We start from the raw sequence: 24,635 nt of genomic DNA, 5'->3' as shown, positions 1-24,635 counted from the left end.
GACGAGGGGCGGGGGAGGTGTAGGGCGGGTGGCTGGGTCTCGCTCCGCCCCCTCGGGCCGCAACCTCGATCAGCCCGCCGTCTCCTGCCACCAGCCCAGTACCTCGTCCGCCACCCCCGGGGCCGCCACCAGCAAGCCGTCCGTCGGCAGCGCCGTGTCCTCTCCGTGCTTGTCCAGCACCACCGCGCCCGCCTCGATCGCCATGGCCACCGAGCCGGCCACGTCCCACTCGTGGTAGCTGTGCAGCACCGCCGCCGCCGCGTGGCCCAGTGCCACCTGGGCGATCGACAGCGCCGCCGAGCCGAGTACCCGTACGCCCGCGTGGGCCGCCGCCGCTCGCTCGATGAAGCCGCCCATTCCCGGCCACGGTCCCGTTCGGGCCAGCTCCGTGCACACCAGTGCTCCCGCCGTCACGCAGCGGTCCGCGAGCTTGATCGGCTTGCCGTTCGCGCGGGCCCCCCGGCCGCGCGCCGCGGCGTAGATCTGGGCGCGGTACGGGTCCGCCACCACCCCGACCACCGGGCCCGCCGCGTCCACCAGCGCCAGGCTGTACGCGCACCACGGCACCCCGGCCACGTAGTTCGCCGTCCCGTCCACCGAGTCCACCACCCAGCGGTACTCGGCGACGTCCGCTCCGTGGTCCGCGCCGAACTCGTGGCCGACCACCGGGATGCCCGGGAACTCCGCCGTCAGGACGCGCCGGGTGTGGCGCTCCAGGATGCGGTCGGTGTCGGTGACCCAGTCGAACGGCGAGTCCAGCGTCGAAGGGTGGGCGCCGCGGCCGGCGGTCGCGGTGATCACGTCGGTGGCGTCGTTGGCCAGCCGCCCGGCCACTTCGAGCGCCCTCGACAGCAGACCGGGCTCGACGGGCCGCGGCGGCCGTGAGGACAAGAGGGTCATGCCCGCCTAGTCTGGGCCACCCTGGTTTCCGGCACGCGACCACGAGATGACATGTCGTAGCCGATCTGTTCCGGCACCGTTGGCTCCCACGTCACACCCTCGCCAGTATCGGGTGCGATCGTCCAACACGTGCGAGTCGCCATAGTCACCGAAAGTTTCCTGCCCCAGGTGAACGGCGTGACCAACTCCGTCCTGCGGGTCGTCGAGCACCTGCGCGAACGCGCGCACGACGTGCTGATCATCGCGCCCGGCCCCGGCCCGGACTCCTACCGCGGCGCCCCGGTGGTCCGGATCCCCGCGTTCGACGTCCCCGGGGTCAGCTCCCTGCCGATCGGCCTGCCGACGCGGACCGTGCTCAACGCGCTGGCCGCGTTCGGCCCGGACGTCGTGCACCTGGCGTCGCCGTTCGTCGTCGGCGCGCGCGGGCTCGCCGCCGCGAGACGGCTGCGCGTCCCGGCGATCGCCGTCTACCAGACCGACATCGCCGGATTCGCCGCCGCGTACGGCTTCGGCATCGCCGCACGGGCCGCGTGGCGGTGGGTGCGGCGGCTGCACTCGCGCGCCGACCGGACCCTGGCGCCGTCCAGCGACTCCGTCGAGCAGCTGCGGCGGCACGGCGTCCCGCGGGTGCACCGGTGGGCGCGCGGGGTCGACATCGACCGGTTCTCGCCGTCGCACGCCGACCCGGTGCTGCGGGCCGAGCTGGCCCCGGACGGCGAGCTGCTCGTCGGGTTCGTCGGCAGGCTGGCGCCCGAGAAGGAGGTCGACCGGCTGGCCGCGCTCGCCGGGGTGCCCGGGATCCGCGTGGTCGTCGTCGGCGACGGCCCCGAACTGCCCGCGCTGAAGGCGCAGCTCCCGAACGCCGCGTTCCTCGGCGCGAAGTACGGCGAAGACCTCTCGAAGGCGTACGCGAGCCTCGACGTCTTCGTCCACACGGGACCGCACGAGACGTTCTGCCAGGCGGTGCAGGAGGCGATGGCCTCCGGGCTGCCGGTGCTCGCCCCGGACGCCGGTGGCCCGAAGGACCTCGTCCTGCCCGGCCGCACCGGCTACCTGCTGCCGGCGGACCGCGAACGGTTCGGCCCGGCGCTGGTCGAGAGGATCGACGCCCTGCGGGACGCCGCTCTGCGCGCGCGGCTGGGCGAGAAGGCGCGCAAGGTGGTGCTCGGCCGCACCTGGCCCGCCGTCTGCCACGAGCTGCTCGGGCACTACGAAGCCGTGCGGGGCCGGGCCGCCCGCGCGGCCTGACGTGCACATCGTCCAGCTCGCGAACTTCTACGGCCCGCGCTCGGGTGGGCTGCGCACCGCGCTGCACCACCTCGGCGCCGGCTACGTCGCGAGCGGGCACGAGGTGACGCTGGTCGTGCCGGGCCGCCGGTACGCCGACGAGGTGATGCCGACCGGCGTGCGCCGGTTCTCCCTGCCTGCCCCGCGGATCCCGGGCACCGGCGGCTACCGGGCCGTCGACCCGCACCGCGTCCGCGCGGTCCTGCGCAGGCTCGAGCCCGACCGGCTGGAGGTGTCGGACCGGCTGACGCTGCGGGGGATGGGCGGCTGGGCGAGCCGCCACGGCGTGCCCAGCACGGTCATCTCCCACGAACGCCTCGACCGTCTGCTGGAGCAGTTCCTGCTGCCCGCGCCGATGGCCCGCCGCGTCGCCGACGTCGCCAACCGGCGGATGGCCGCCGGCTACGACACGGTCGTCTGCACGACGGCGTTCGCGCGGGCGGAGTTCGACCGGATCGCCGCGCCGAACGTCCGCCGCGTCCCGCTCGGTGTCGACTTGGCGACCTTCCGGCCCGCCATGCGCGACGACGGCTGGCGCACCGACCTGGCTTCCGGTGCCGACGCCTTACTGGTCCACTGTGGACGGCTGTCGGCCGAGAAGCACGTGGAGCGCAGCGTGGACACCGTCGCCGCGCTGACCGAGGCGGGTGCGAAGGTCCGTTTGGTGGTGGCGGGCGACGGGCCGCGGCGGCGAGCCCTCGAACGCCGGGCGCGGGGGCTGCCGGTGACGTTCCTCGGGTTCCTGCCGGGCCGTGGCGACGTAGCGCGGCTGCTGGCCAGCGCCGACGTCTCCCTGGCGCCCGGCCCGCACGAGACCTTCGGGCTGGCCGCACTGGAAGCCCTCGCCTCGGGAACGCCGGTGGTGGTGTCGGCGTCGTCGGCGCTGCGGGAGATCGTGCGCCCGGGGTGCGGTGCGGCGGTGGACGACCACGCGCCCGCGTTCGCGGAAGCGGTGACCGGGCTCTTGGAAAGCCCCGAGGAGTTACGCAGGGCGGCGGCCAGGGCGCGGGCCGAGGAGTTCACCTGGTCAGCGACGGTGGCCGGGATGCTGGCCACATTCCACTGAGTGACCCGGACTAATCTCAGGTCATGTCACGCGCAAGCCTGGACAAGGATCCGCACGAAGTCGCCGCGATGTTCGACGGCGTCGCGTCCGGGTACGACCGGGCGAACTCGTTCATGACCTTCGGCTTCGACCGCCGCTGGCGCACCACCACCGCCCGCGTGCTCGACGCCCGCCGCGGGGAACGAGTCCTCGACCTCGCCGCCGGCACCGGCGTGTCGACCGTCGAGTACGCCCGCGGTGGCGCCTGGTGCCTGGCCGCCGACTTCTCGTTCGGCATGCTCCGCGCGGGCCTGCACCGGAACGTGCCGATGGTTGCGGCCGACGCGCTCAACCTGCCGTTCGCCGACGAGAGCTTCGACGCCGTCACGATCTCGCTCGCGCTGCGCAACTTCGTCGACCCGAAGGCCGCGCTCACCGAGATCGCCCGGGTGGTCAAGCCCGGCGGCCGGCTGGTGATCTGCGAGGTCTCGACCCCGCCGTTCGCGCCCATCCGGTTCGTCCACCGCCGGTTCGTCCTCAAGCTGCTGACCTGGGTCGGCAGCCGGACGTCGTCGAACCCCGAGGCCTACAAGTACCTGGCCGAATCCATGCTGACCTGGCCCGACCAGCGCACCCTCGGCGAGATCATCGCGAGCGCCGGGTGGACCGACGTCGAGTGGTTGAACCTCACATTCGGGGTCGTGGCCATCCACCGCGCGCGAAAGCCTGCCTAAACTCGCGTTCATGACGCGACGCACCGCAGACCAGGACGCCGAAGTCATCGTCGTCGGCGCCGGACCCGCTGGCTCCACCGTGGCCACCTACCTGGCCCGCGCGGGCGTCGACGTCCTCCTGCTGGAGAAGACCGAGTTCCCCCGCGAGAAGGTCTGCGGCGACGGCCTGACCCCGCGCGGCGTCAAGCAGCTCATCGACCTGGGCATCGACACCAGCGAGGACGCCGGCTGGGTGCACAGCCGCGGCCTGCGGATCCTCACCGGCGACCTGACGCTCGAGCTGGACTGGCCGGACCTGACGAGCTACCCGCCGTACGGCGTTTCCCGCACCCGCCACGACTTCGACGACCTCCTCGCGAAGCTCGCGGTCAAGGCGGGCGCGCGGCTCTACGAGCGCACCACCGTCACCAGCGCGATCACCAACGCGAGCGGGCGCGTGGTCGGCGTCGAGGCGAAGGTCGGCCCGGAGAAGACGCCGGTGAAGTACTACGCGCCGCTGGTGCTGGCCTGCGACGGCGTGTCCGCGCGGCTCGCGCTGAGCGTCGGCATCCAGAAGAACGAGAAGCGCCCGATGGGCGTCGCCGTGCGCCAGTACTACAAGAGCCCGCGCCACGACGACCCGTTCATCGAGGGCCACCTCGAGCTGTGGGACAAGTCCGACCCGCGGAACCCGAAGCTGCTGCCGGGCTACGGCTGGGCGTTCCCGCTCGGCGACGGCACGGTCAACGTCGGCCTCGGCATGCTGTCGACGTCGGCCTCCTTCCGGAACACCGACTACCGCGCGCTGCTGCGCCAGTGGCTCGACGGGACGCCCGAGGAGTGGGGCTACCGCGAGGAGAACGCGATCGGCAGGGTCGGCGGCGCCGGGCTGCCGATGGGCTTCAACCGCACCCCGCACTACCGCGACGGCCTGCTGCTGCTCGGCGACGCCGGCGGCATGGTCAGCCCGTTCAACGGCGAAGGCATCTCGGCGGCGATGGAGTCGGCGCAGATCGCGGCGGAGGTCGTCGTGCAAGCGCTGGCGCGGCGGGAAGGGCCATCGCGGGAGCGGGCGCTGGAGGCGTACCCGCGGGCCGTCGGCGAGCTGATGGGCGGCTACTACCAGCTGGGCAACGTGTTCGCGAAGATCATCGGCAAGCCGAAGATCATGCACGCCTGCACCAAGTACGGGTTGCGCATCAACAAGCTCCTGCCGCTGGTCTACAAGGGCTTGTCGGGCTGTTACGACGCCAAGGGCGGCGACGGCGTCGACCGGCTCATTTCGGCGCTGGCGAAGGTCACGCCGAGCCCGCGCTGACCGGATTTCCGAGAGCCCGGCACGGTTCCCGTGCCGGGCTTCCTCGCGCGCGGACACACGAGTGGCCTAGCAAGTTGGCCGTGCGGTCAGTGGGATAGATCACAGGTCAGCGCCCGTTTTGTCCGGCCGGATCGCGATCTTGAACGCCTTTCGCGCAGGTCGCGCGCGCGGTGTTGCCGACCCGTGACAACGATGGCGGCAAAACTTAGGCGACCCTTATAACACGGGGTACTAGGGACAAGAGTGTGAGTCGCGTCCTAGACTCCCCCCATGCTTTGTGAATCCCTTCACATCCGCGACGAGTGGCTTGTGAACTATTTCACAAGCAGGGCGCGGTCCAGCCACGGGCCGTAAGGAGACCCTGACCCTCGGCGGTGTGACCCAGGTCCCTTAGGGTGCCGACGAGGCCCAGCGGTTCCCCACCACAAGCACAACCGCAGCGGCGCGGAAAGGATGGCGAAGACCCCGTGCTGACGTTGCTGACCCGGACCGACACGGTGCAGCTGGCGCAAGAGGCCCCGAGCCTGAAGCCCTACCTGCCCATCGTGATCTTGTTCGTCCTGGCGCTCGGTTTCGCCGTACTGTCGGTCCTGCTCGGGCCGCTCGTCGGCCCCAGCCGGTACAACAAGGCCAAGCTGGCCGCCTACGAGTGCGGCATCGAGCCGTCCCCGCAGCCGCTCGTCGGCGCCGGGCGGATGCCGGTCGCGTACTACATCACCGCGATGCTGTTCATCCTGTTCGACATCGAGATGGTCTTCCTCTACCCGTTCGCCGTGCAGGCGGACGCGCTGGGCACGTTCGGCCTGGTGGAGATCCTGCTGTTCATCGCGACGGTCGGCTTCGCGTACGCCTACGTGTGGCGGCGCGGCGGCCTGGATTGGAACTAGACCCATGGGCCTGGAAGAAAAACTCCCCAACGGCATCCTGCTGGCCAGCCTCGAAGGCCTCGTCAACTGGGCGCGCAAGAACTCGCTGTGGCCCGCCACCTTCGGGCTCGCCTGCTGCGCGATCGAGATGATGACCGTCGGCGGTTCCCGCTACGACATCGCGCGCTTCGGCATGGAGCGCTTCAGCGCGACCCCGCGCCAGGCCGACCTGATGATCGTCGCCGGCCGCGTCACGCAGAAGATGGCCCCGGTCCTGCGGCAGATCTACGACCAGATGGCCGACCCCAAGTGGGTGCTCGCGATGGGCGTCTGCGCTTCCTCCGGCGGCATGTTCAACAACTACGCCGTGGTCCAGGGCGTCGACCACATCGTGCCGGTCGACATGTACCTGCCCGGCTGCCCGCCGCGGCCGGAGATGCTGCTGGACGCGATCCTCAAGCTGCACGCCAAGATCCAGGACGAGCCGATCAACGCCCGCCGCGCCGCCCTCCGCGCGGCCAGCGGGGCGCGCACCGAGCTCGTCGCGTCGTCGATCAAGTACGCGAAGAAGTAGAGCGATGACTGAGAACCCCCAACCCGGCGAAGAGCAGTCCAGCGCCGAGCGAGCCGAAACCGGCCTGACGGCGAAGGGTCCGGGCGCGGCCGAAGCGGTCGTCACCGGTCGCGAACGCCAGGGCATGTTCGGCGTCCACGGCACCGGCGACACCTCCGGCTACGGCGGCGTCCGGCTCCCGGCGTACAGCCCGGCGCCGGCCGAGCGCCCGTACGGCGGCTGGTTCGACCAGTTCGCCGACGAGTTCTACGCCGCGCTGGCCGAGCGCAAGATCCCCGTCGAGGCGATCCTGCAGACGACGGTCGACCGCGGCGAGATCACCTTCTACGTCGCCCGCGAGCACCTGCCCGCGATCGCGAAGACGCTGCGCGACGACGGCGGTCTCCGCTTCGAGCTGCTGTCCTCGGTGTCCGGGGTGGACTACGGCGTCGACGTCCCGCAGCGGCTGCACGCGGTCTACCACTTCACGTCGCTGACCTACCGGCGCCGGATCCGCCTCGAGGTCACCCTCGACATCGAGGACCCGCACGTGCCGTCGCTGGTCGGGACGTACCCGACCGCCGACTGGCAGGAGCGCGAGACCTGGGACATGTTCGGGATCGTCTTCGACGGCCACCCGGCGCTGACCCGGATCCTGATGCCGGACGACTGGGACGGCCACCCCCAGCGCAAGGACTACCCGCTCGGCGGGATCCCGGTCGAATACAAGGGCGCGGAGATCCCGCCGCCGGACCAGCGGAGGTCTTACTCGTGAGCACCGAAAACCTGTCGGACGTCACGACCGGGACGAGCACGACGGAAGCCGGCAGCGACAGCACCGACAGCGCGAACTACGCCGACTCCCGCGACACCACCGAAGGCCGCGTCTACACGGTCTCCGGCGGCGACTGGGACGACGTCATCGCCGACGCGGCGCACGACGAGCGCATGGTCATCAACATGGGCCCGCAGCACCCGTCGACGCACGGCGTGCTCCGGCTCGTGCTGGAGATGGAGGGCGAGACCGTCACGCAGCTGCGGTCGGTCATCGGCTACCTGCACACCGGCATCGAGAAGAACTGCGAGTACCGGACCTGGACCCAGGGCGTCACCTTCGTGACGCGGATGGACTACCTGGCCCCGCTCTCGACGGAGATGGCGTACTGCCTCGGCGTCGAGAAGCTGCTGCAGATCGAAGCCCCGCGCCGCGCGCAGCTGCTGCGCGTGATGCTGCTCGAGATCAACCGGATCGGCTCGCACCTGGTCTACATCGCCACCGGCGGCATGGAGCTCGGCGCCACCACCGCGATGACGCTCGGCTTCCGCGAGCGCGAAGAGGTGCTGCACCTGCTGGAGCACCTGACCGGCCTGCGGATGAACCACGCGTTCATCCGCCCCGGCGGCCTCGCGCAGGACATGCCGGCCGACTACCACGAGAAGGTCAGCGACTTCGTCAAGACGATGAAGAAGCGCCTTCCGCTGTACGACAAGCTCTTCACCGGCCAGCCGATCTGGCGCAACCGGCTCAAGGGCGTCGGCTACCTGCCGGTCGACGCGTGCCTCGCGCTCGGCGTCACCGGCCCGGTGCTGCGGTCGGCCGGTCTCCCGTGGGACCTGCGCAAGACCGAGCCGTACTCCTGCTACGACGAGTTCGACTTCGACGTGCCGGTGGACAACGGTGCCGACTGCTGGTCGCGCTACCTGATCCGCGTCCACGAGATGCACGAGAGCCTCAAGATCATCGAGCAGTGCCTCGAGAAGCTCGAGCCGGGCCCGGTCATGGTCGAGGACAAGAAGATCGCCTGGCCCGCGCAGCTGTCGATCGGCAGCGACGGCATGGGCAACTCGCTCGAGCACGTCAAGAAGATCATGGGCCAGTCGATGGAGTCCCTGATCCACCACTTCAAGCTGGTCACCGAGGGCTTCAAGGTGCCGGCCGGGCAGGTCTACACCTCGGTCGAGTCGCCGCGCGGCGAGCTGGGCGCGCACCTGGTTTCCGACGGCGGCACCCGGCCGCTGCGGGTCCACGTGCGCGAACCGAGCTTCGTGAACCTGCAGTCGATGCCCGCCATGGCCGAAGGCGGCCTGGTCGCCGACGTGATCGCCGCCATCGCCTCGATCGACCCCGTCATGGGGGGAGTGGACCGATGACCACAGCAGTTCCCGAGCCCGGGCCGAACTACGCGGACACCACGCACGCCGCGGCCGGGCCCGACACCGACGTCGTCGCCATCGCGCCGGACCCGGCGGTCGCCGCCGGGATCATCACCGAGACGCCGCTGGAAGACATCTTCGACGCGGACATCCACGCGAAGGCGCAGGAGCTGATCGCGCGCTACCCGATGTCCCGCTCGGCGCTGCTGCCGATGCTGCACCTCGTGCAGTCGGTGCAGGGGTACGTCAGCCAGGAGGGCATCGCGTTCTGCGCGAAGCAGCTCGACCTGTCCGACGCCGAGGTCAGCGCGGTCGCGACGTTCTACACGATGTACAAGCGCCGCCCGTGCGGCGAGCACCTCGTGAGCGTCTGCACCAACACGCTGTGCGCGGCCATGGGCGGCGACGCGATCTACAAGAAGCTCCAGACGCACCTCGGCTCCGAGGAGAACCCGCTGGGGCACAACGAGACCGCGGGCACGCCGAACGAGCCGGGCTCGATCACCCTCGAACACGCCGAATGCCTCGCGGCCTGCGACCTCGCCCCGGTCATCCAGGTCAACTACGAGTACTTCGACAACCAGACCGAGGAGAAGGCCGTCGCCCTGGTCGACGCGCTGCAGGCCGGCAAGAAGCCGGCCCCGACGCGCGGTGCCCCGCTGACCAGCTTCAAGGGCGCCGAGCTGCAGCTCGCCGGGTTCTTCCCGGAGGACGAGCGGACCTACCGCCGGGACGTCGACGGCCCGTCGCAGGCCGTCGAGACGCTGCGGGGCGCGAAGCTCGCGCAGGACCGCGGCTGGGTCGCCCCGGTGGCGTCCGATGTCCCGCTGCCAGAAGTGGAGAAGAAGTAATGGCTGACCCCATCACTCCCGTCCTCACGAAGCGCTGGCTGTCGCCGAACTCCTGGACGATCGGGCAGTACGAAGCACTCGAGGGCTACACGGCGATCCGCAAGGCACTGGCCGGGACGCCGGAGCAGCTCGTCCAGCTGATCAAGGACTCCGGCCTGCGCGGCCGCGGCGGCGCGGGCTTCCCGGCCGGCATCAAGTGGTCGTTCATGCCGCCGAACTTCGACAAGCCGCACTACCTGGTGATCAACGCCGACGAGGGCGAACCCGGTACCTGCAAGGACATCCCGCTGATGATGGCGGACCCGCACTCGCTCATCGAGGGCTGCATCATCGCCTCGTACGCGATGCGGTCCAACCACTGCTTCATCTACGTCCGCGGCGAAGCCCTGCACTGCATCCGCCGCCTCAACGCGGCCGTGCGCGAAGCCGAAGCGGCGGGCTACCTGGGCGAGAACATCCTCGGCTCGGGCTTCGACCTCAAGATCACCGTCCACGCCGGCGCGGGCGCGTACATCTGCGGCGAGGAGACGGCGCTGCTGGACTCGCTGGAAGGCCGTCGCGGCCAGCCGCGGCTCAAGCCGCCGTTCCCCGCGGCCGCCGGGCTGTACGCCGCGCCGACCACGGTGAACAACGTCGAGACCATCGCCAGCGCGCCCTACATCGTCAACGCCGGTTCCAGCTGGTTCCGCGAGATGGGCCGCGAGAAGTCGCCCGGCCCGAAGATCTACTCGATCTCCGGCCACGTCGAGAAGCCCGGCCAGTACGAGTGCCCGCTCGGCACCACGCTGCGCGAGCTCCTGGACATGGCAGGCGGCATGAAGGACGGCATCCCGCTCAAGTTCTGGACCCCCGGCGGCTCGTCCACCCCGATGTTCACCGCCGAGCACCTCGACGTTCCCCTGGACTTCGAGGGCGCGGCGGAAGCCGGGTCGATGCTGGGCACCACCGCCGTCCAGGTCTTCAACGAGACCGTGTCGGTGCCGTGGGCCGTGATGAAGTGGACGCAGTTCTACGAGCACGAGTCCTGCGGCAAGTGCACGCCGTGCCGCGAAGGCACGTACTGGCTGGCGCAGATCCTCGAGCGCATGGTCGAAGGCCACGGCACCGAGGAGGACATCGACACCCTCCTCGACGTCTGCGACAACATCCTCGGCCGGTCGTTCTGCGCCCTCGGCGACGGCGCGGTGTCGCCGATCCAGAGCGGTATCAAGTACTTCCGCGAGGAGTTCCTCGCGCTGTGCGAAGCCAACCGCCACGAACAGACGAAGCCCGAACTCGTGGGAGCGCAGGCATGACGATCGCGCCCGACAAGCCCGAGACCACCGAGACGCCGGTCCCCGAGGGCCACGTCAAACTGGTCATCGACGGCGAAGAGGTCATCGCCCCCAAGGGCGAGCTCCTCATCCGCACGGCCGAACGCCTCGGCACGGTCATCCCGCGGTTCTGCGACCACCCGCTCCTCGACCCGGCGGGCGCCTGCCGCCAGTGCCTGGTCGAGGTCGAAATGGGCGGCCGTCCGATGCCGAAGCCGCAGGCGTCCTGCACGATGACCGTCGCCGACGGCATGGTCGTCAAGACGCAGCTGACCTCGCCGGTCGCGGACAAGGCCCAGCAGGGCGTGATGGAGCTGCTGCTCATCAACCACCCGCTGGACTGCCCGATCTGCGACAAGGGCGGCGAGTGCCCGCTGCAGAACCAGGCGCTGGCCCACGGCCGGACCGAGTCCCGGTTCGTCGACACCAAGCGGACGTTCCCGAAGCCGCTGCCGATCTCCACGCAGGTGCTGCTGGACCGCGAGCGCTGCGTGCTCTGCCAGCGCTGCACCCGGTTCTCCCGCGAGATCGCCGGCGACCCGTTCATCGAGCTCCTCGAACGCGGCGCCCACCAGCAGATCGGCACCGCGGAGACGGCGGACGTCCTGGACCTGGCCTCGCGGACGACGTCCGGGCAGCCGTTCCAGAGCTACTTCTCCGGCAACGTCATCCAGATCTGCCCGGTCGGGGCCCTGACCAGCGCGGCCTACCGGTTCCGGTCGCGGCCGTTCGACCTGGTGTCCGCGCCGAGCGTCTGCGAGCACTGCTCCTCCGGCTGCGCCGAGCGCACCGACTTCCGGCGCGGCAAGGTGCAGCGCAAGCTGGCCGGCGACGACCCCGAGGTCAACGAAGAGTGGATCTGCGACAAAGGCCGGTTCGCCTTCCGCTACACCGGCGCGGAGGACCGCATCAAGCGGCCGCTGGTCCGCAACCACGAGACCGGTGAGCTGGAAGAAGCGTCCTGGACCGACGCGCTGCGCATCGCCGCCGCGGGCCTGACCGAGGCCCGCGCGAACGGCGGCGCCGCGGTGCTGACCGGTGGCCGGCTGACCGTCGAGGACGCCTACGCGTACTCGAAGTTCGCCCGCGTCGCCCTGCGCACCAACGACGTCGACTTCCGCGCCCGCCCGCACTCGGCCGAGGAACTCGCGTTCCTCACCTCGCACGTCGTGGGCACGACGCCGGAGTCCGGCGTCACCTTCGGCGAGATCGAGCGGGCCCGCACGGTCCTGTGCGTCGCCTTCGAGCCCGAGGACGAAGCCCCGATCGTGTTCCTGCGGCTGCGCAAGGCGGCCCGCCGGAACAAGACCCGGGTCGTCCACTTGGGACAGTGGACGACGTCGTCGGTGCGCAAGACGTTCGGTGAACTGCTCGCCTGCGTCCCCGGCCAGGAGGCCGCGGCCGTCGAAGGCATCGCCAAGCACGCGCCGGACCTCGACGAGGCCCTGCGCGGCGAAGGCGCGGTCGTCCTGGTCGGCGAGCGCGCCGCCGCGGTCCCCGGCCTGTTCGCCGCCCTGCACGACCTGGTCGAGCGCACCGGCGTCCGGCTCGCGTGGATCCCGCGCCGCGCCGGTGACCGGGGCGCGCTGGAGACCGGCTGCGTGCCGTCGCTGCTGCCCGGTGGCCGCCGGGTCGGCGACGACGCCGCCCGCGTCGCCGTCGAAAACGCCTGGGGCGTCCCGCTCCCGGCCACCCCGGGCCGCGACACGACCGACATCCTGCTGGCCGCTTCGGCGGGCGAGCTCGGCGGCCTGGTCGTCGGCGGGGTCGACCCGTACGACCTGCCGGACCCGGACCTCGCGCTGCGCGCGCTGGACAACGCCGGGTTCGTGGTCAGCCTCGAACTGCGGCACAGCGCGGTGACCGAGCGCGCGGACGTGGTGCTCCCGGTGGCCGCGTCGGACGAGAAGTCCGGCAGCTACCTCAACTGGGAGGGCCGCACCCGCCCGTTCGACACGACCATCGAAGGCACCGGCGCCCTGCCGGACTGCCGGGTGCTCGACACGCTCGCCGTCGAGATGGACGCGGACCTGTTCACGCAGACGCCGGCCGCCGCGCGCGGTGACTTCGGGAAGCTGGGCCAGGCCTCGGCGCTGCGCTGGAGCCACGTCGCCGCCGAGGTCGCCCCGCCCGCGTCGCCGGGTGACGGGCAGGCGGTCCTCTCGACCTGGCGCCAGCTGATCGACAACGGGTCCCTGCAGGACGGCGAGCCGCACCTCAAGGGCACCCAGCGCACGCCGGTCGCGCGGCTCTCGGCGAAGACCGCCGCAGGGCTGGGTGTCACCGTCACGGTGAGCACCGAGCGCGGTGCGATCACGCTGCCGGTGGAGATCGCCGACCTGCCCGACGGCGTCGTGTGGCTGCCGGGCAACTCGGACGGCTCCGCCGTGTTCAAGACGCTCGGTGCCGGCCACGGCGCCGTCGTGAACCTCGCTGGAGGTGGGCAATGACCCCGCTGCTGACCGAAGCCGCCGTCGGGAGCGTCCCCGACGCGGCGACGCGGGCGGCGCTGCTGGCGGACGACCCGTTGTGGCTGATCCTGCTCAAGTGCGTGGTCATCCTGCTGATCGGGCCGATCCTGACGATCTTCCTGATCGTCTGGGAGCGCAAGGCGGTCGGCCGGATGCAGAACCGGCCCGGCCCCAACCGGGTCGGCCCCGGCGGCTACCTGCAGTCGCTGGCGGACGCGATCAAGCTGCCGTTCAAGGAACAGATCATCCCGGACACCGCCGACCGCAAGGTGTACTTCCTCGCGCCGGTGCTTTCCGCGGTCCCCGCGCTGATCGCGCTCTCGGCCATCCCGTTCGGGCCGGTCGTGTCGATCTTCGGCGAGCGGACCGTGCTGCAGCTGCTCGACCTGCCGGTCAGCGCGCTGGTGATCCTGGCCTGCTCCTCGATCGGCGTCTACGGCATCGTGCTCGCCGGCTGGGCCTCGGGCTCGCCGTACCCGCTGCTCGGCGGCATGCGCTCGGCGGCGCAGGTGATCTCCTACGAGATCGCGATGGGCCTGTCGATCGTCGCGGTGATCCTGCAGGCCGGGTCGCTCGACCTGGCCGACATCGTCGCCAAGCAGCAGCCGGCGTGGTTCCTCTACCTGGTGCCGAGCTTCGTGATCTACCTGATCTCGATGGTCGGCGAGACCAACCGCGCGCCGTTCGACCTCCCGGAGGCCGAGTCGGAGCTGGTCGGCGGCTTCCACACCGAGTACAGCTCGATGAAGTTCGCGATGTTCTTCCTCGCCGAGTACGTCAACATGGTGATCGTCTCGGCGTTCGCGACGACGCTGTTCCTCGGCGGCTGGATGGCCCCGTGGCCGCTGTCGCTGATCGGGAACAACGTGCTCAACACCGGCTGGTGGCCGGTGCTGTGGTTCTTCGCGAAGATGTTCGTCCTGCTCTTCGGGTTCATCTGGCTGCGCGGCACGCTGCCCCGCCTGCGCTACGACCAGTTCATGCGGCTGGGCTGGAAGGTCCTGGTCCCGCTGAACCTGCTGTGGATCATCATGGTGACCTTCGCGAAGGTCATCACCTGGAACACCGCGACCATCATCATCGCCGCGGTCGCCATCTTCATCGTCGTCGCGCTGTTCTTCTACGTCCGCGCGGCGGGCCGCGAAGAGGAGAGCGAGAGCATCCCGGTGACCGGCGGCGGTTTCCCGGTCCCGCCGCTGGACCTCAAGGTCCCGCAGACCACCCCGCGTCAGAAGGCTTTGGCCAAGGCCGAGGCGAAGGCGGCCCGCCGCAAGCCGGCGGCCGTCGGTACCGCAAAGGAAGGAGCGCAAGATGGGGTTTCTTGATCCCGTCAAGGGCTTCGGCGTCACCTTCGGGATGATGTTCAAGAAGGTCGCCACCGAGGAGTACCCGGAGGCCGGCGCGCCGGCCGCGCCGCGGTACCACGGGCGCCACCAGCTGAACCGGCACCCGGACGGCCTGGAGAAGTGCGTCGGCTGCGAGCTGTGCGCGTGGGCGTGCCCGGCGGACGCGATCTTCGTCGAGGGCGGTGACAACACCGAGGAAGCCCGGTACTCGCCGGGCGAGCGGTACGGCGCGGACTACCAGATCAACTACCTGCGCTGCATCGGCTGCGGCCTCTGCATCGAGGCGTGCCCGACCCGGTCGCTGACGATGATCAACTTCTACGAGCTGGCCGACGACGACCGCCAGCGGCTGATCTACACGAAGGAGGACCTGCTCGCCCCGCTGCTGCCCGGCATGGAGCAGCCGCCGCACCCGATGCGGCTCGGCGAGAACGAGCAGGACTACTACGTGAACGGCCCCGAACTCGCACGCGGGGAGGGCGTCAAGTGATCGCCGCCCTCCTGGCCCAGGCCCCGACCGGGGCCGCCGCCGGTGTCACCACCGGTGAGGCCGTCGCGTTCTGGATCCTCGGCCCGCTTTCGCTGCTCGGCGCGCTCGGCATGATCTTCTCCCGCAACGCCGTGCACTCGGCTCTGTGGCTGGTGCTGACGATGCTGAGCCTGGGCGCGCTGTACATGATCCAGTCGGCGCCGTTCCTCGGCTTCACGCAGATCATCGTCTACACCGGCGCGATCATGATGCTGTTCCTGTTCGTGCTGATGCTGGTCGGCCGGGAGAGCTCGGACTCGGTCGTCGAAGTCCTGCGCGGCCAGCGGCTCGCCGCCACCGTGCTCGGCATCGGGATGGCCGCGCTGCTGGCCACCGGCATCTACCGCGCGATGGAGAACGTCACCCCGGCGACCCCGCTCGACTCGGCGACACCGGCGGGCGGCGGGCCCAAGGGGCTCGGCAAGCTGATCTTCACCGACTACCTCTTCCCGTTCGAGCTGACCTCGGCACTGCTCATCACCGCCGCGATCGGCGCGATGGTGCTGGCCTTCACCGACCGGCACGCCAAGGGCGGGAAGCTGTCGCAGAAGGAACTGGTGCTGCTGCGCTTCCGCGGCGAGCACGACCGGCCGTCGCCGCTGCCCGGCCCGGGTGTCTTCGCCACCGCCAACTCCGTGGCCACGCCGGCGCTGCTGCCGGACGGCTCGGTCGCCCCGGAGTCGCTGTCGGCGATCATCGAGTCCACCTCGGCGATCGAGCTGGCGAAGGAACGCAAGCTCGTCTCGGACGAGGGCCCGCACCCGGACGCGCACGCGCTGGTCGGCTCCGAAAGCTCTGATTCCGAGGGGGAGAAGGCATGACCCCGACGTACTACCTGCTGCTGTCGGCGCTGCTGTTCGCGCTCGGCGCGGTCGGCGTGCTGGTGCGGCGCAACGCGATCGTCGTGTTCATGTGCATCGAGCTGATGCTCAACGCGGTGAACCTGTCGCTGGTCACCTTCGCCCGGATCAACGGCGGGCTCGACGGCCAGATCATGGCGTTCTTCGTCATGGTCGTCGCGGCCGCCGAGGTCGTGGTCGGCCTGGCGATCATCATGGCCATCTTCCGCACCCGGCGCTCGGCCTCGGTCGACGACACCAACCTGCTGAAGTACTAGGAGACCTCCGAGTGACCGCATCATCGTGGCTGCTGGTGGCCCTCCCGGCTCTCGGCGCCCTGATCCTTCTGCTGGCAGGGAAACGCGCCAAGGCCTGGGGGCATCTGCTCGGCTGTGCCACCGTCACCCTGGCTTTCGTCTACGGGCTGATCCTGTTCTTCAGCGCCGACACGGCCACCACGTCCGACGTCAAGGTCTACTCGTGGATCCCGGTCGGGGCGCTGCAGGTGGACTTCGGGCTGCGGATCGACGCGCTGTCGCTGACGTTCGTGCTGCTCATCACCGGCGTCGGCATGCTGATCCACTACTACTCGATCGGCTACATGGCCGACGACGAGGGCCGGTACCGCTTCTTCGCGTACCTCAACCTCTTCGTCGCCTCGATGCTGGTCCTGGTGCTGGGCAACAGCTTCGTGACGCTCTACCTCGGCTGGGAGGGCGTGGGTCTCGCGTCCTACCTGCTCATCGGCTGGTACCAGGGCCGCCCGTCCGCCGCCACCGCGGCGAAGAAGGCGTTCCTGATGAACCGCGTCGGTGACGTCGGGCTCGCGCTGGCGATCTTCATCATGTTCAAGTACGCGGGCTCGACCGGCTACGCCGAGGTGTTCAAGGCGGTCGGCGACGGCAAGTTCTCCACGGGTGCGATCACCGCGATGGCGATCCTGCTCCTGCTGGGCGCCTGCGGTAAGTCCGGCCAGTTCCCGCTGCAGGCGTGGCTCCCGGACGCGATGGAGGGCCCGACCCCGGTGTCGGCCCTGATCCACGCGGCCACGATGGTCACCGCCGGCGTCTACCTGGTCGCCCGCTCGAAGGACATCTTCAACGCCACCGAAGACGGCCGGCTGATCGTCACGCTGGTCGGCACGGTGACGCTGCTGCTCGGGTGCATCATCGGCTGCGCGTACGACGACATCAAGAAGGTCCTCGCGTACTCGACGGTCAGCCAGATCGGCTACATGATGCTGGCCGTCGGCCTCGGGCCGATCGCGTACGCGCTCGGCATCATGCACCTGGTCGCGCACGGTTTCTTCAAGGCCGGGCTGTTCCTCGGGGCCGGGTCGGTCATGCACGGCATGAACGACGAGGTCGACATGCGGAAGTTCGGCGGCCTGCGCAAGGCCATGCCGATCACCTTCATCACCTTCGGCCTCGGCTACCTGGCCCTGATCGGCATCCCGCCGCTGTCGGGCTTCTTCACCAAGGACGCGATCATCGAAGCGGCGTTCGGCCAGGGCGGCTGGCGCGGCTGGGTGATGGGCGGCGCGGCGCTGCTCGGTGCCGGGCTCACCGCGTTCTACATGACCCGCCTGATGATGATGACGTTCTTCGGCAAGGAGCGCTGGAAGGACATCAAGTCCTCGGACGGCCGCGACTTCCACCCGCACGAGTCCAAGCCGGTCATGTGGGTCCCGATGGCGGTCCTCGCGGTCGGCTCGGTCGGGGCGGGCTTCTTCTTCTCCCAGGGTGAGCGCTTCGCCCACTGGCTGGCTCCGTCGGTCGGCGAGCTGGAGGAAGCCCACCACGCGCCGTTCGACGCCTGGGTGATCTCCGTGGCGGCGGTCGTGCTCTCGCTGCTCGGCGTCGCGCTCGCGTACCTGATCTTCCGCCGTGACGTCCCGGTCGAGCAGCCCCAGCGGGTCTCGTTCGTCACCCGGGCCGCGCGCAAGGACCTCTACGGCAACGCCCTCAACGAAACCCTGGTCGCCCGCCCGGGCACCTGGCTCTCGCGGGCGCTGGTGTACGTCGACAACCGCGGCGTCGACGGCGCGGTCAACGGCCTGGCCGCCGGTCTCGGCGGCGGGTCCGGCCGGTTGCGGCGGCTGCAGACCGGGTTCGTCCGGTCCTACGCGCTGTCGATGCTAGGCGGCACGTTCCTGCTTCTGGCGGCTCTCCTGCTGGTGAGGTTCTCCTGATGACCTGGTTGCTCATCCTCATCCTGGTGCCGCTGGCCGGCTCCCTGGTGCTGGCGTTCCTCAAGGGGAACGACCGCGCCGCGGTGCTGGCCGCGCTCGGGTTCTCGATCCTCGAGTTCGTGCTGGTGATCCCGTTCTGGCTCAGCTACGACGCCGCCGGGCCCCGGCTGCAGATGACGTCGAGCTTCGACTGGATCCCCAGCTTCGGCGTGCACATCGCGTTCGGCACCGACGGCATCGCGCTGATCATGATCGCGGTGATCGCGCTGCTGGTGCCGATCGTGGTCGGCGGGCTCGGCACGATGGACAAGCTCCCGCCGGGGCGCAGCGCGGGCGGGTTCCTGTCGCTGATCCTGCTGCAGGAGGCGCTCACGATCGGCGTGTTCGCCGCGACCGACGTCTTCCTGTTCTACGTGCTGTTCGAGATCATGCTGATCCCGATGTACTTCCTGATCGGCGGCTACGGCGGCGCGAACCGGCAGTACGCGGCGGTGAAGTTCTTCCTCTACTCGTTCCTCGGCGGCCTGATCATGCTGGCCTCGGCGATCGGGGCGTACTCGCTGGCGGCGGACAAGCTCGGCAAGGGCACGTTCGACTGGGCCACGCTGGTGACAGTGGTGCGCGACGCGCCGCTGTCCACCCAGATCTGGCTGTTCCTCGGGTTCTTCCTGGCCTTCGCGATCAAGGCGCCGCTGGTGCCGTTCCACACCTGGCTGCCGGACGCGGCGGGGGAGGCGCCGATCGGCGTCGCCGTCCTGCTGGTCGGCGTGCTGGACAAGGTCGGCACGTTCGGGTTCCTGCGCTACTGCCTGCCGATGTTCCCGGAGGCGAGCAAGACCCTGGCGCCGCTGGTGCTGGTGCTGTCGGTGATCGGCGTCCTCTACGGCTCGATCCTCGCGGCGGGCCAGCGGGACATGAAGCGGTTCATCGCCTACGTGTCGATCGCCCACTTCGGGTTCATCTCGCTGGGCATCTTCGCGTTCAACGAGCAGGCGATGGTCGGCTCGGCGACGTACATGCTCAACCACAGCCTGGCGACCGGCATGCTGATCGTGGTGATCGGCCTGGTGATCGCCCGCGGCGGCTCGTCCCGCATTTCGGACTACGGCGGCATGGCCAAGGTGACCCCGTTGCTGGCCGGGCTGTTCCTGCTCGCCGGTCTGTCCACTTTGTCCCTGCCGGGCACGAACTCGTTCGTCTCCGAGTTCCTCGTGCTCATCGGGTCCTTTGTGGACCAGCCGGTGTACACGATCCTCGCCACGGTCGGCATGGTGCTGGCCGCGGCGTACGTCCTGTGGCTCTACCAGCGGGTCTTCCAGGGCCCGGTCCGCGGTGACGCGCTCGTGGGCGTCGGCGGGGGACCGGGCACGGCGATCGCGCCGGAACTGGGCGCCAAGAAGGCCATCCGCGACCTGAACGGTCGTGAGATCGCGATCCTCGCGCCGCTGGTCGTGCTGATCCTCGTTCTCGGCTTCTACCCGAAGCCGGTGCTCGACACAGTCACCCCGACGGTGCAGCAGACGCTGTCCGCGGTCCAGGGAGGCAAGTAAAAGTGCTCGACATCCTCCTGACCCAGGCGCCGTCGCCGATCACGGTGCCGTCGATCGACTACCCGGCCGTGCTGCCGGTGCTGATCGTCCTCGGCGCGGCGTGCGTCAGCGTGCTGGTCGAGGCGTTCGCCGCGAAGCGCTCGCGGTTCGGCATCCAGGTGGTCCTGAGCCTGGCGTCGATCGTCGCGGCCGGCGTCAGCCTGATCGTCTACGCGACGGGCAGCGCACCGGCGGGCGGCGTCACGACGTTCAGCGGCGCGATCTCGATCGACCGGCCGGCGCTGTTCCTCTGGGGCACGCTGCTGGCGCTGGCCGTCGGCGCGGTGCTGCTGATCTCCGACCGCGTGGTCGAGCCGGGCGGCGCGCTGGTCGCCCAGGCGGGCATCCGACCGGGCACGGTCCAGGACCGCGCCCAGACGGCGACCGTGATGCAGACCGAGGTGTTCCCGCTGACGCTGTTCGCGCTCGGCGGCATGATGGCCTTCACCGCGGCGAACGACCTGCTGACGATGTTCATCGCGCTGGAAGTGCTGTCGCTGCCGCTGTACCTGATGTGCGGCCTGGCCCGCCGTCGCCGCTTGCTGTCCCAGGAAGCGGCGGTCAAGTACTTCCTGCTGGGGGCGTTCTCCTCGGCGTTCTTCCTGTACGGGCTGGCGCTGCTGTACGGCTACGCGAACTCGGTGAAGCTGGGCGACATCGCGGCCGCGGCGGCGGGTTCGGACCGGTCGGACACGCTGCTGTTCGCGGGCCTGGGCCTGCTGGTGGTCGGCCTGCTGTTCAAGGGGTCGGTCGGTCCGTTCCACACGTGGACCCCGGACGTGTACCAGGGCGCACCGACCCCGGTGACGGCGTTCATGGCGGCGTGCACGAAGGTCGCGGCGTTCGGCGGCATCCTGCGGGTGCTGTCGGTGGCGTTCTCGTCGACGTCGTGGGAGTGGCGTGGCGTCCTCTGGGGCGTCGCGATCATCTCGATGGTGATCGGCGCGGTGCTGGGCCTGACCCAGACGGACGTCAAGCGCATGGTGGCGTACTCGTCGATCGCCCACGCGGGGTTCCTGCTGGTCGGAGCGATCGCGATGACGCGCGACGGGCTGTCGAGCACGCTGTTCTACCTGCTGGCGTACGGCTTCACGACGCTGGCGGCGTTCGGCGTGATCAGCCTGGTCCGCGATTCTTCGGGCGAGGCGACGCACCTGTCGGCGTGGGCGGGGCTCGCCAAGCGGTCGCCGCTGCTGGCCGGTGTCTTCACGTTCTTGCTGTTGGCGTTGGCGGGGATTCCGCTGACTTCCGGTTTCGTGGGGAAGTTCGTGGTGTTCTCGGCGGCGCTGTCGGACGGAATGGCCCCGCTGGTGGTGGTGGCACTGGTGTTCAGCGCGGTGGCGGCGTTCTTCTACCTGCGCGTGATCGTGTTGATGTACTTCTCGGAGCCGGCGGCGGACGGGCCGTCGGTATCGGTCCCGGGCTTCGGAACGGGGACGGCGATCTTCCTGGGCACGGCGGTGACGCTGGTGCTGGGCCTGGCCCCGGCGTTCGCACTCGGCTGGGCGGGTTCGGGCGGTTTCGCTTCCTGAGGTTTTTTAGGCCGCCGCTCCCTGCTTTTTGGGGCGGCGGCCTTATTTCAGTTTCTGGCTGAGTTTCCGTGGTTCACCGGACACGACGCTGATGTACCCATCGGCGACGGCAATCCCGACCCGGCCGTCTTTCAGATCCAGGTAGTTGACGAGCTTGCCGTCGGTTTGAAGCTGCCCGAGCCCGAAGTGGGGTTGTTTGACGAGGGCGTCGAGTTCCTTCGCTTCGCGGCTGCGATCGGGGTCGTCGTCGAAGACGTCACTCGGCGGTGGTTTTCGGAAGTCCTCTTGCGGCAGCGAGAAGGGCTTGATCCCGGCCGGTGGGTAGTCGGGCAGGTGTGCGACGAGGGCGTCGGCGGGGTGGGTTTTGACGTCGGCGAGTTCGACCTGATCGCCTTGGCAGACAACGCAGATCCGGTCTTGTCCGTTGACGGCGACGAGGACGTTCCGCTGGCCCGTGGTGTCCCGTGCGTAGGCGACGTATTCCTGGGTCGGGTGGTCGATGAGGTGGAGGAGGTCTTCGAATTCGGGGGTGAAGGTGTGGCCCCGGGTGAAGCCGTAGGGGCTCAGTTCTTCGAAGGCTTCCTGGTGGACCTGGTGTTTCGCTGAGGGCGGGATGTAGCGGAGGCCCTGCGCGAAGACGGGGTGCGGGTCCCCGCCGCCGACGTGCCGGAGGGCGGTGAGGAGGGTGTTCAGTGAGAAGACGGCCATTATTTCTTCTTTTCGCCGATGACCGGGGGCATCGGTTTTTCGGTGAAACCGCCGAAGGTTTCGTCGGGGTCGGGGTTTTGCAGGTAAGGTGACTTCTTCTTTTCGCGGTCTTCTTCTTTGCCACCGCGTTGGGCGAGGGGTGTGCCCATGGGAAGGCCGTTGGCGCCTCGGGGGCCGGCGGAGCCGCGGGCGGGGTTGGTGGGGAAGCGTTCCTCGGGGAGGCGTGCGCCGGTGCTGCTGCCTGGGGGGCGGGTGCCGGGCTGGTTCGGGCCTGTTCCTTTGGTGCTTCCCGGGGTTCCTGGTCCCATGGTTCCTGGTTGGTATCCGCCGCCGGTGTACGGGCCGGTTCCTGGGCCGAAGCCGCCTGGCCAGTTGGTGCCCGGGTAGTTGGTGCTCGGGCCGGTCAGGTTGCTGACGGGCTGCCCGGTGGGGCCGAACTCGTAGCCGCTTTGAGCGGCGGGCATGACGGGCCTGGGGACGTAGCTGTTGGCATGGGTGCTGTCGGAGTTGGTGGTGCCGGGCTGCGTCGTGCCGGGGTTTGTGGCGCTGGGGCCTGTAGTGCCGGGACGGATCTGGTTCTGCTGGCTCTGCTGGTTCTGCAGCTCTTGCTGGTGCAGTTGGTTTTGCTGAGTCGTGGCCCGGTCCTGATTACCGCCTGTGACGTGGTCTTGAGCCGGAATCCTGGTTTCTTTCGGGGCTCGAGCCCATTCTCCGGTATCGGTGGGTTCGGAAGTCCGATCACGCAGGGAGACGGAAGCCCCGGAGTCGGCAAGCTGCGCGTATTGCGAGGGCATCTGCCCACCATTGGAGGTACTGGCGGAGTGGTAGGCGCTGAAGGCATCGATATTGGCCTGACTGTCAGCTTGCCACCCGGCAACTTTGGAGTGGTAGGAATCCCAGCTCTTCTCGGAGATGGCCCGAAGAACATCATCAACCCCAAGAGCAGGCGGCTGGGCAGCAACGGGCTTGACGGAGTGCTTGGCGGTGCCAAAGGCATCCATCTGAGCCCCAACAGCAGTCCGAGCATTCTCAAGATGAACAGAATCATCAGCAGCGGCCTGAACAAGGGGCAAAGTAGCATCAGCGGCAGCTTCCCCGGCATTCCCTTGCCAGCCAGACATGGTCTTGGCCCGGAGAGTGCTGATCCGCTGAGCCCGCTCAACCATCCGTTCGGTCAACTGCCGAGCACCATCTTGCGCATCGGCCAGCGAGTCGATGCCTTCGCCTCCGGTGATCTGCTCGTAAATCTGCGCTGCAGTCAGCGGGCCCTCGACAGCCATCAGTTCCCCCCGCGAAGATTGCCCAGTACGTACGACGCGACATCGCGGGCCGCTTCGCACGGATCCTTCTTGCCTACGTTCTCTTCGGATTGAGTGACGCCGATATCCACAGTCTGCTTGTCACTTGTCCCGATCGCGATCTGGCAGCTGCCTCTGCTGGCACGGTCGTCGGCAAGCCCATAAGCGACCACCGGGTAGTCATCGACAGGTTCCAAGGGCAAGAAAAATCTATACTGAGCCTGATAGACACCTGTAAGGCCGCGGTCGTCGACATTGTTGAAGATCACGAGAACTGACGCTTGAGTGACCTGTGGCGGGTGAAGACTGCAACTGGGGCCGCCAGGAGCGTTGAGGTCGGTCTTCGGAGTTACACCTTCGCCGAGGAGTTCGTGGATCTGACTGGTGTTCAAAGAATCGCACGGCGCCTGCTTGTAGCGGTTGATGTCGATCGGGTTCTCGACCCTGGGTACGCCTGGTCCCGGTAGCGACGCTGCGGGGGCTGCGGTTCCCGTGGTGCTCACACCAGAGGGGGACGCTGTTCCGGCAGTTGTCGTTGTGCATGCGCTGAGAAGCAGTAGTGGTGTGCAGAACAAGGCAACAGTGCGGCGCATCAGAGACTGCCTCCGGTTCGCTTCACTTCCGCGGTGCTCACATCTTCGGCGGTCGCATATTTGTCCAGCGCGGTCTTGAATCGAAGGGCCATCGAGCGACAGTATTGTGCCCGTGAGACGAGAGTCTCGTGCAGGGCATCGCCGGACGCCCTCACGCGTTCGGCGTTGCCTCCGCTGGCATATTCCGCGCCCGGTCCATGAGCACGTTGCAGCAGAGCTGCCCTCTGTAGATCATCTTCGAACTCGTTGGCCAGGTCGTTCCACTCGCGCATCAGCTCGCGAAGCGTCTCCTCGTCATACGAGAACCCGCCTCCAGCCCCACCCCCATAGGACCCAGCCCGCGCCACCCCATCAGGCCCCGGCAGCTCCCAATCCGCCCCCGGGTCGTACACCGGCCCCTCAGACACGACCCCACCCCGGCACAGTCGTCATCAGCTCTCCCCTAGCTTGCAGTGTGCTCCCTCCCGAGCACCCTGCGTATCCGACGCACCGCACCCTACCAGGGTTCCCACCCCGAAAAAGGGAGGTCACAAGGGCCG

The 24,635-nt window shown here is 69.3% G+C and carries 23 protein-coding genes; 18 read left to right on the top strand and 5 right to left on the bottom strand.

Going from position 1 to position 24,635, the window contains the following annotated elements:
• Window positions 1-69: 69 nt before the first annotated feature.
• A complete protein-coding gene (locus HUT10_RS24805; RefSeq protein ID WP_176173396.1) occupies window positions 70-900 on the bottom strand; it encodes an inositol monophosphatase in 831 nt (276 codons plus the stop codon).
• A 177-nt stretch (window positions 901-1,077) separates the two neighbouring features.
• Here HUT10_RS24805 and HUT10_RS24800 point away from each other — a divergent pair, with 177 nt between their 5' ends.
• The 18 genes from HUT10_RS24800 (at window position 1,078) to nuoN (ending at window position 21,497) form a co-directional block, all read left to right on the top strand.
• Entirely contained in the window at window positions 1,078-2,148 is a 1,071-nt protein-coding gene (locus HUT10_RS24800) for a glycosyltransferase family 1 protein (protein WP_303246977.1), read from the top strand.
• A 1-nt stretch (window position 2,149) separates the two neighbouring features.
• A complete protein-coding gene (locus HUT10_RS24795; RefSeq protein ID WP_176173394.1) occupies window positions 2,150-3,253 on the top strand; it encodes a glycosyltransferase in 1,104 nt (367 codons plus the stop codon).
• 23 nt (window positions 3,254-3,276) lie between these two features.
• Window positions 3,277-3,966 carry a class I SAM-dependent methyltransferase gene (locus HUT10_RS24790; protein ID WP_176173393.1) on the top strand — a complete coding sequence of 230 codons (690 nt, stop codon included), beginning with the start codon at window positions 3,277-3,279 and terminating at the stop codon, window positions 3,964-3,966.
• 10 nt (window positions 3,967-3,976) lie between these two features.
• On the top strand, window positions 3,977-5,263 hold the full coding sequence (locus tag HUT10_RS24785; RefSeq protein WP_176173392.1) for a geranylgeranyl reductase family protein: 1,287 nt from the start codon (window positions 3,977-3,979) through the stop codon (window positions 5,261-5,263).
• Window positions 5,264-5,730: 467 nt separating this feature from the next.
• Window positions 5,731-6,150 (top strand): NADH-quinone oxidoreductase subunit A, encoded by a 420-nt coding sequence (locus HUT10_RS24780; protein WP_176173391.1) that lies wholly within the window; start codon window positions 5,731-5,733, stop codon window positions 6,148-6,150.
• 4 nt (window positions 6,151-6,154) lie between these two features.
• The gene (locus HUT10_RS24775; protein WP_176173390.1) at window positions 6,155-6,703 is read left to right on the top strand and encodes an NADH-quinone oxidoreductase subunit B family protein; all 549 of its coding nucleotides are present in this window, start codon (window positions 6,155-6,157) and stop codon (window positions 6,701-6,703) included.
• A gap of 4 nt (window positions 6,704-6,707) precedes the next feature.
• A complete protein-coding gene (locus tag HUT10_RS24770) occupies window positions 6,708-7,457 on the top strand; it encodes an NADH-quinone oxidoreductase subunit C (protein WP_176173389.1) in 750 nt (249 codons plus the stop codon).
• Window positions 7,454-8,833 (top strand): NADH-quinone oxidoreductase subunit D, encoded by a 1,380-nt coding sequence (locus HUT10_RS24765; RefSeq protein WP_176173388.1) that lies wholly within the window; start codon window positions 7,454-7,456, stop codon window positions 8,831-8,833. Before HUT10_RS24770 ends, HUT10_RS24765 begins: the two co-directional genes overlap by 4 nt.
• The gene (nuoE, locus tag HUT10_RS24760; protein WP_176173387.1) at window positions 8,830-9,687 is read left to right on the top strand and encodes an NADH-quinone oxidoreductase subunit NuoE; all 858 of its coding nucleotides are present in this window, start codon (window positions 8,830-8,832) and stop codon (window positions 9,685-9,687) included. Before HUT10_RS24765 ends, nuoE begins: the two co-directional genes overlap by 4 nt.
• Window positions 9,687-10,982, top strand: a complete 1,296-nt coding sequence (gene nuoF / locus HUT10_RS24755; protein WP_176173386.1) for an NADH-quinone oxidoreductase subunit NuoF — start codon at window positions 9,687-9,689, stop codon at window positions 10,980-10,982. The genes nuoE and nuoF overlap by 1 nt, the downstream gene beginning before the upstream one ends.
• On the top strand, window positions 10,979-13,450 hold the full coding sequence (locus HUT10_RS24750) for an NADH-quinone oxidoreductase subunit G (RefSeq protein WP_176173385.1): 2,472 nt from the start codon (window positions 10,979-10,981) through the stop codon (window positions 13,448-13,450). Before nuoF ends, HUT10_RS24750 begins: the two co-directional genes overlap by 4 nt.
• Window positions 13,447-14,796: an NADH-quinone oxidoreductase subunit NuoH gene (nuoH, locus tag HUT10_RS24745; RefSeq protein WP_176173384.1), complete on the top strand. Its 1,350-nt coding sequence runs from the start codon at window positions 13,447-13,449 to the stop codon at window positions 14,794-14,796. The genes HUT10_RS24750 and nuoH overlap by 4 nt, the downstream gene beginning before the upstream one ends.
• Complete coding sequence (nuoI, locus tag HUT10_RS24740) at window positions 14,783-15,307, top strand: NADH-quinone oxidoreductase subunit NuoI (protein WP_003081846.1); 525 nt, start codon at window positions 14,783-14,785, stop codon at window positions 15,305-15,307. The genes nuoH and nuoI overlap by 14 nt, the downstream gene beginning before the upstream one ends.
• The gene (locus HUT10_RS24735; RefSeq protein ID WP_176173383.1) at window positions 15,304-16,167 is read left to right on the top strand and encodes an NADH-quinone oxidoreductase subunit J; all 864 of its coding nucleotides are present in this window, start codon (window positions 15,304-15,306) and stop codon (window positions 16,165-16,167) included. The genes nuoI and HUT10_RS24735 overlap by 4 nt, the downstream gene beginning before the upstream one ends.
• Window positions 16,164-16,463 carry an NADH-quinone oxidoreductase subunit NuoK gene (gene nuoK, locus HUT10_RS24730; protein WP_003081840.1) on the top strand — a complete coding sequence of 100 codons (300 nt, stop codon included), beginning with the start codon at window positions 16,164-16,166 and terminating at the stop codon, window positions 16,461-16,463. Before HUT10_RS24735 ends, nuoK begins: the two co-directional genes overlap by 4 nt.
• 11 nt (window positions 16,464-16,474) lie before the next feature.
• Window positions 16,475-18,376, top strand: coding sequence for an NADH-quinone oxidoreductase subunit L (gene nuoL, locus HUT10_RS24725; RefSeq protein WP_176173382.1), 1,902 nt, complete (start codon window positions 16,475-16,477; stop codon window positions 18,374-18,376).
• Window positions 18,376-19,926 (top strand): NADH-quinone oxidoreductase subunit M, encoded by a 1,551-nt coding sequence (locus HUT10_RS24720; RefSeq protein WP_176173381.1) that lies wholly within the window; start codon window positions 18,376-18,378, stop codon window positions 19,924-19,926. Before nuoL ends, HUT10_RS24720 begins: the two co-directional genes overlap by 1 nt.
• Before the next feature lie 2 nt (window positions 19,927-19,928).
• Window positions 19,929-21,497 carry an NADH-quinone oxidoreductase subunit NuoN gene (nuoN, locus tag HUT10_RS24715; protein WP_176173380.1) on the top strand — a complete coding sequence of 523 codons (1,569 nt, stop codon included), beginning with the start codon at window positions 19,929-19,931 and terminating at the stop codon, window positions 21,495-21,497.
• A 42-nt stretch (window positions 21,498-21,539) separates the two neighbouring features.
• On the opposite strand, the gene HUT10_RS24710 is transcribed toward nuoN, so the two are convergent.
• The 4 genes from HUT10_RS24710 to HUT10_RS24695 are packed head-to-tail and all read right to left on the bottom strand — an operon-like array spanning window position 21,540 to window position 24,368.
• On the bottom strand, window positions 21,540-22,205 hold the full coding sequence (locus HUT10_RS24710; protein WP_254897019.1) for an ESX secretion-associated protein EspG: 666 nt from the start codon (window positions 22,203-22,205) through the stop codon (window positions 21,540-21,542).
• Window positions 22,205-23,485: a PPE domain-containing protein gene (locus HUT10_RS24705; protein ID WP_254897018.1), complete on the bottom strand. Its 1,281-nt coding sequence runs from the start codon at window positions 23,483-23,485 to the stop codon at window positions 22,205-22,207. The genes HUT10_RS24710 and HUT10_RS24705 overlap by 1 nt, the downstream gene beginning before the upstream one ends.
• Window positions 23,485-24,096: a DUF3558 domain-containing protein gene (locus tag HUT10_RS24700; protein ID WP_176173379.1), complete on the bottom strand. Its 612-nt coding sequence runs from the start codon at window positions 24,094-24,096 to the stop codon at window positions 23,485-23,487. Before HUT10_RS24700 ends, HUT10_RS24705 begins: the two co-directional genes overlap by 1 nt.
• On the bottom strand, window positions 24,096-24,368 hold the full coding sequence (locus HUT10_RS24695) for a hypothetical protein (RefSeq protein WP_254897016.1): 273 nt from the start codon (window positions 24,366-24,368) through the stop codon (window positions 24,096-24,098). The genes HUT10_RS24700 and HUT10_RS24695 overlap by 1 nt, the downstream gene beginning before the upstream one ends.
• Window positions 24,369-24,635: the final 267 nt, after the last annotated feature.

Origin of the sequence: Amycolatopsis sp. Hca4, assembly GCF_013364075.1 — a bacterium.
Classification (GTDB): Bacteria; Actinomycetota; Actinomycetes; order Mycobacteriales; family Pseudonocardiaceae; genus Amycolatopsis.
Note: the sequence above shows the minus strand (reverse complement) of the source record. Positions and strands in the feature narration are given on the sequence as shown.

Bases quoted from the DNA above. Each gene is read 5' to 3' on its own strand.
- nuoI (WP_003081846.1), top strand. From the start codon at position 14,783: ATGGGGTTTCTTGATCCCGTCAAGGGCTTCGGCGTCACCTTCGGGATG.
- nuoE (WP_176173387.1), top strand. From the start codon at position 8,830: ATGACCACAGCAGTTCCCGAGCCCGGGCCGAACTACGCGGACACCACG.
- HUT10_RS24805 (WP_176173396.1), bottom strand. From the start codon at position 900: ATGACCCTCTTGTCCTCACGGCCGCCGCGGCCCGTCGAGCCCGGTCTG.
- HUT10_RS24710 (WP_254897019.1), bottom strand. From the start codon at position 22,205: ATGGCCGTCTTCTCACTGAACACCCTCCTCACCGCCCTCCGGCACGTC.
- HUT10_RS24770 (WP_176173389.1), top strand. From the start codon at position 6,708: ATGACTGAGAACCCCCAACCCGGCGAAGAGCAGTCCAGCGCCGAGCGA.
- nuoH (WP_176173384.1), top strand. From the start codon at position 13,447: ATGACCCCGCTGCTGACCGAAGCCGCCGTCGGGAGCGTCCCCGACGCG.
- HUT10_RS24775 (WP_176173390.1), top strand. From the start codon at position 6,155: ATGGGCCTGGAAGAAAAACTCCCCAACGGCATCCTGCTGGCCAGCCTC.
- nuoK (WP_003081840.1), top strand. From the start codon at position 16,164: ATGACCCCGACGTACTACCTGCTGCTGTCGGCGCTGCTGTTCGCGCTC.
- HUT10_RS24785 (WP_176173392.1), top strand. From the start codon at position 3,977: ATGACGCGACGCACCGCAGACCAGGACGCCGAAGTCATCGTCGTCGGC.
- HUT10_RS24695 (WP_254897016.1), bottom strand. From the start codon at position 24,368: ATGCGCGAGTGGAACGACCTGGCCAACGAGTTCGAAGATGATCTACAG.
- HUT10_RS24750 (WP_176173385.1), top strand. From the start codon at position 10,979: ATGACGATCGCGCCCGACAAGCCCGAGACCACCGAGACGCCGGTCCCC.
- HUT10_RS24720 (WP_176173381.1), top strand. From the start codon at position 18,376: ATGACCTGGTTGCTCATCCTCATCCTGGTGCCGCTGGCCGGCTCCCTG.
- HUT10_RS24705 (WP_254897018.1), bottom strand. From the start codon at position 23,485: ATGGCTGTCGAGGGCCCGCTGACTGCAGCGCAGATTTACGAGCAGATC.
- HUT10_RS24700 (WP_176173379.1), bottom strand. From the start codon at position 24,096: ATGCGCCGCACTGTTGCCTTGTTCTGCACACCACTACTGCTTCTCAGC.
- nuoF (WP_176173386.1), top strand. From the start codon at position 9,687: ATGGCTGACCCCATCACTCCCGTCCTCACGAAGCGCTGGCTGTCGCCG.
- HUT10_RS24790 (WP_176173393.1), top strand. From the start codon at position 3,277: ATGTCACGCGCAAGCCTGGACAAGGATCCGCACGAAGTCGCCGCGATG.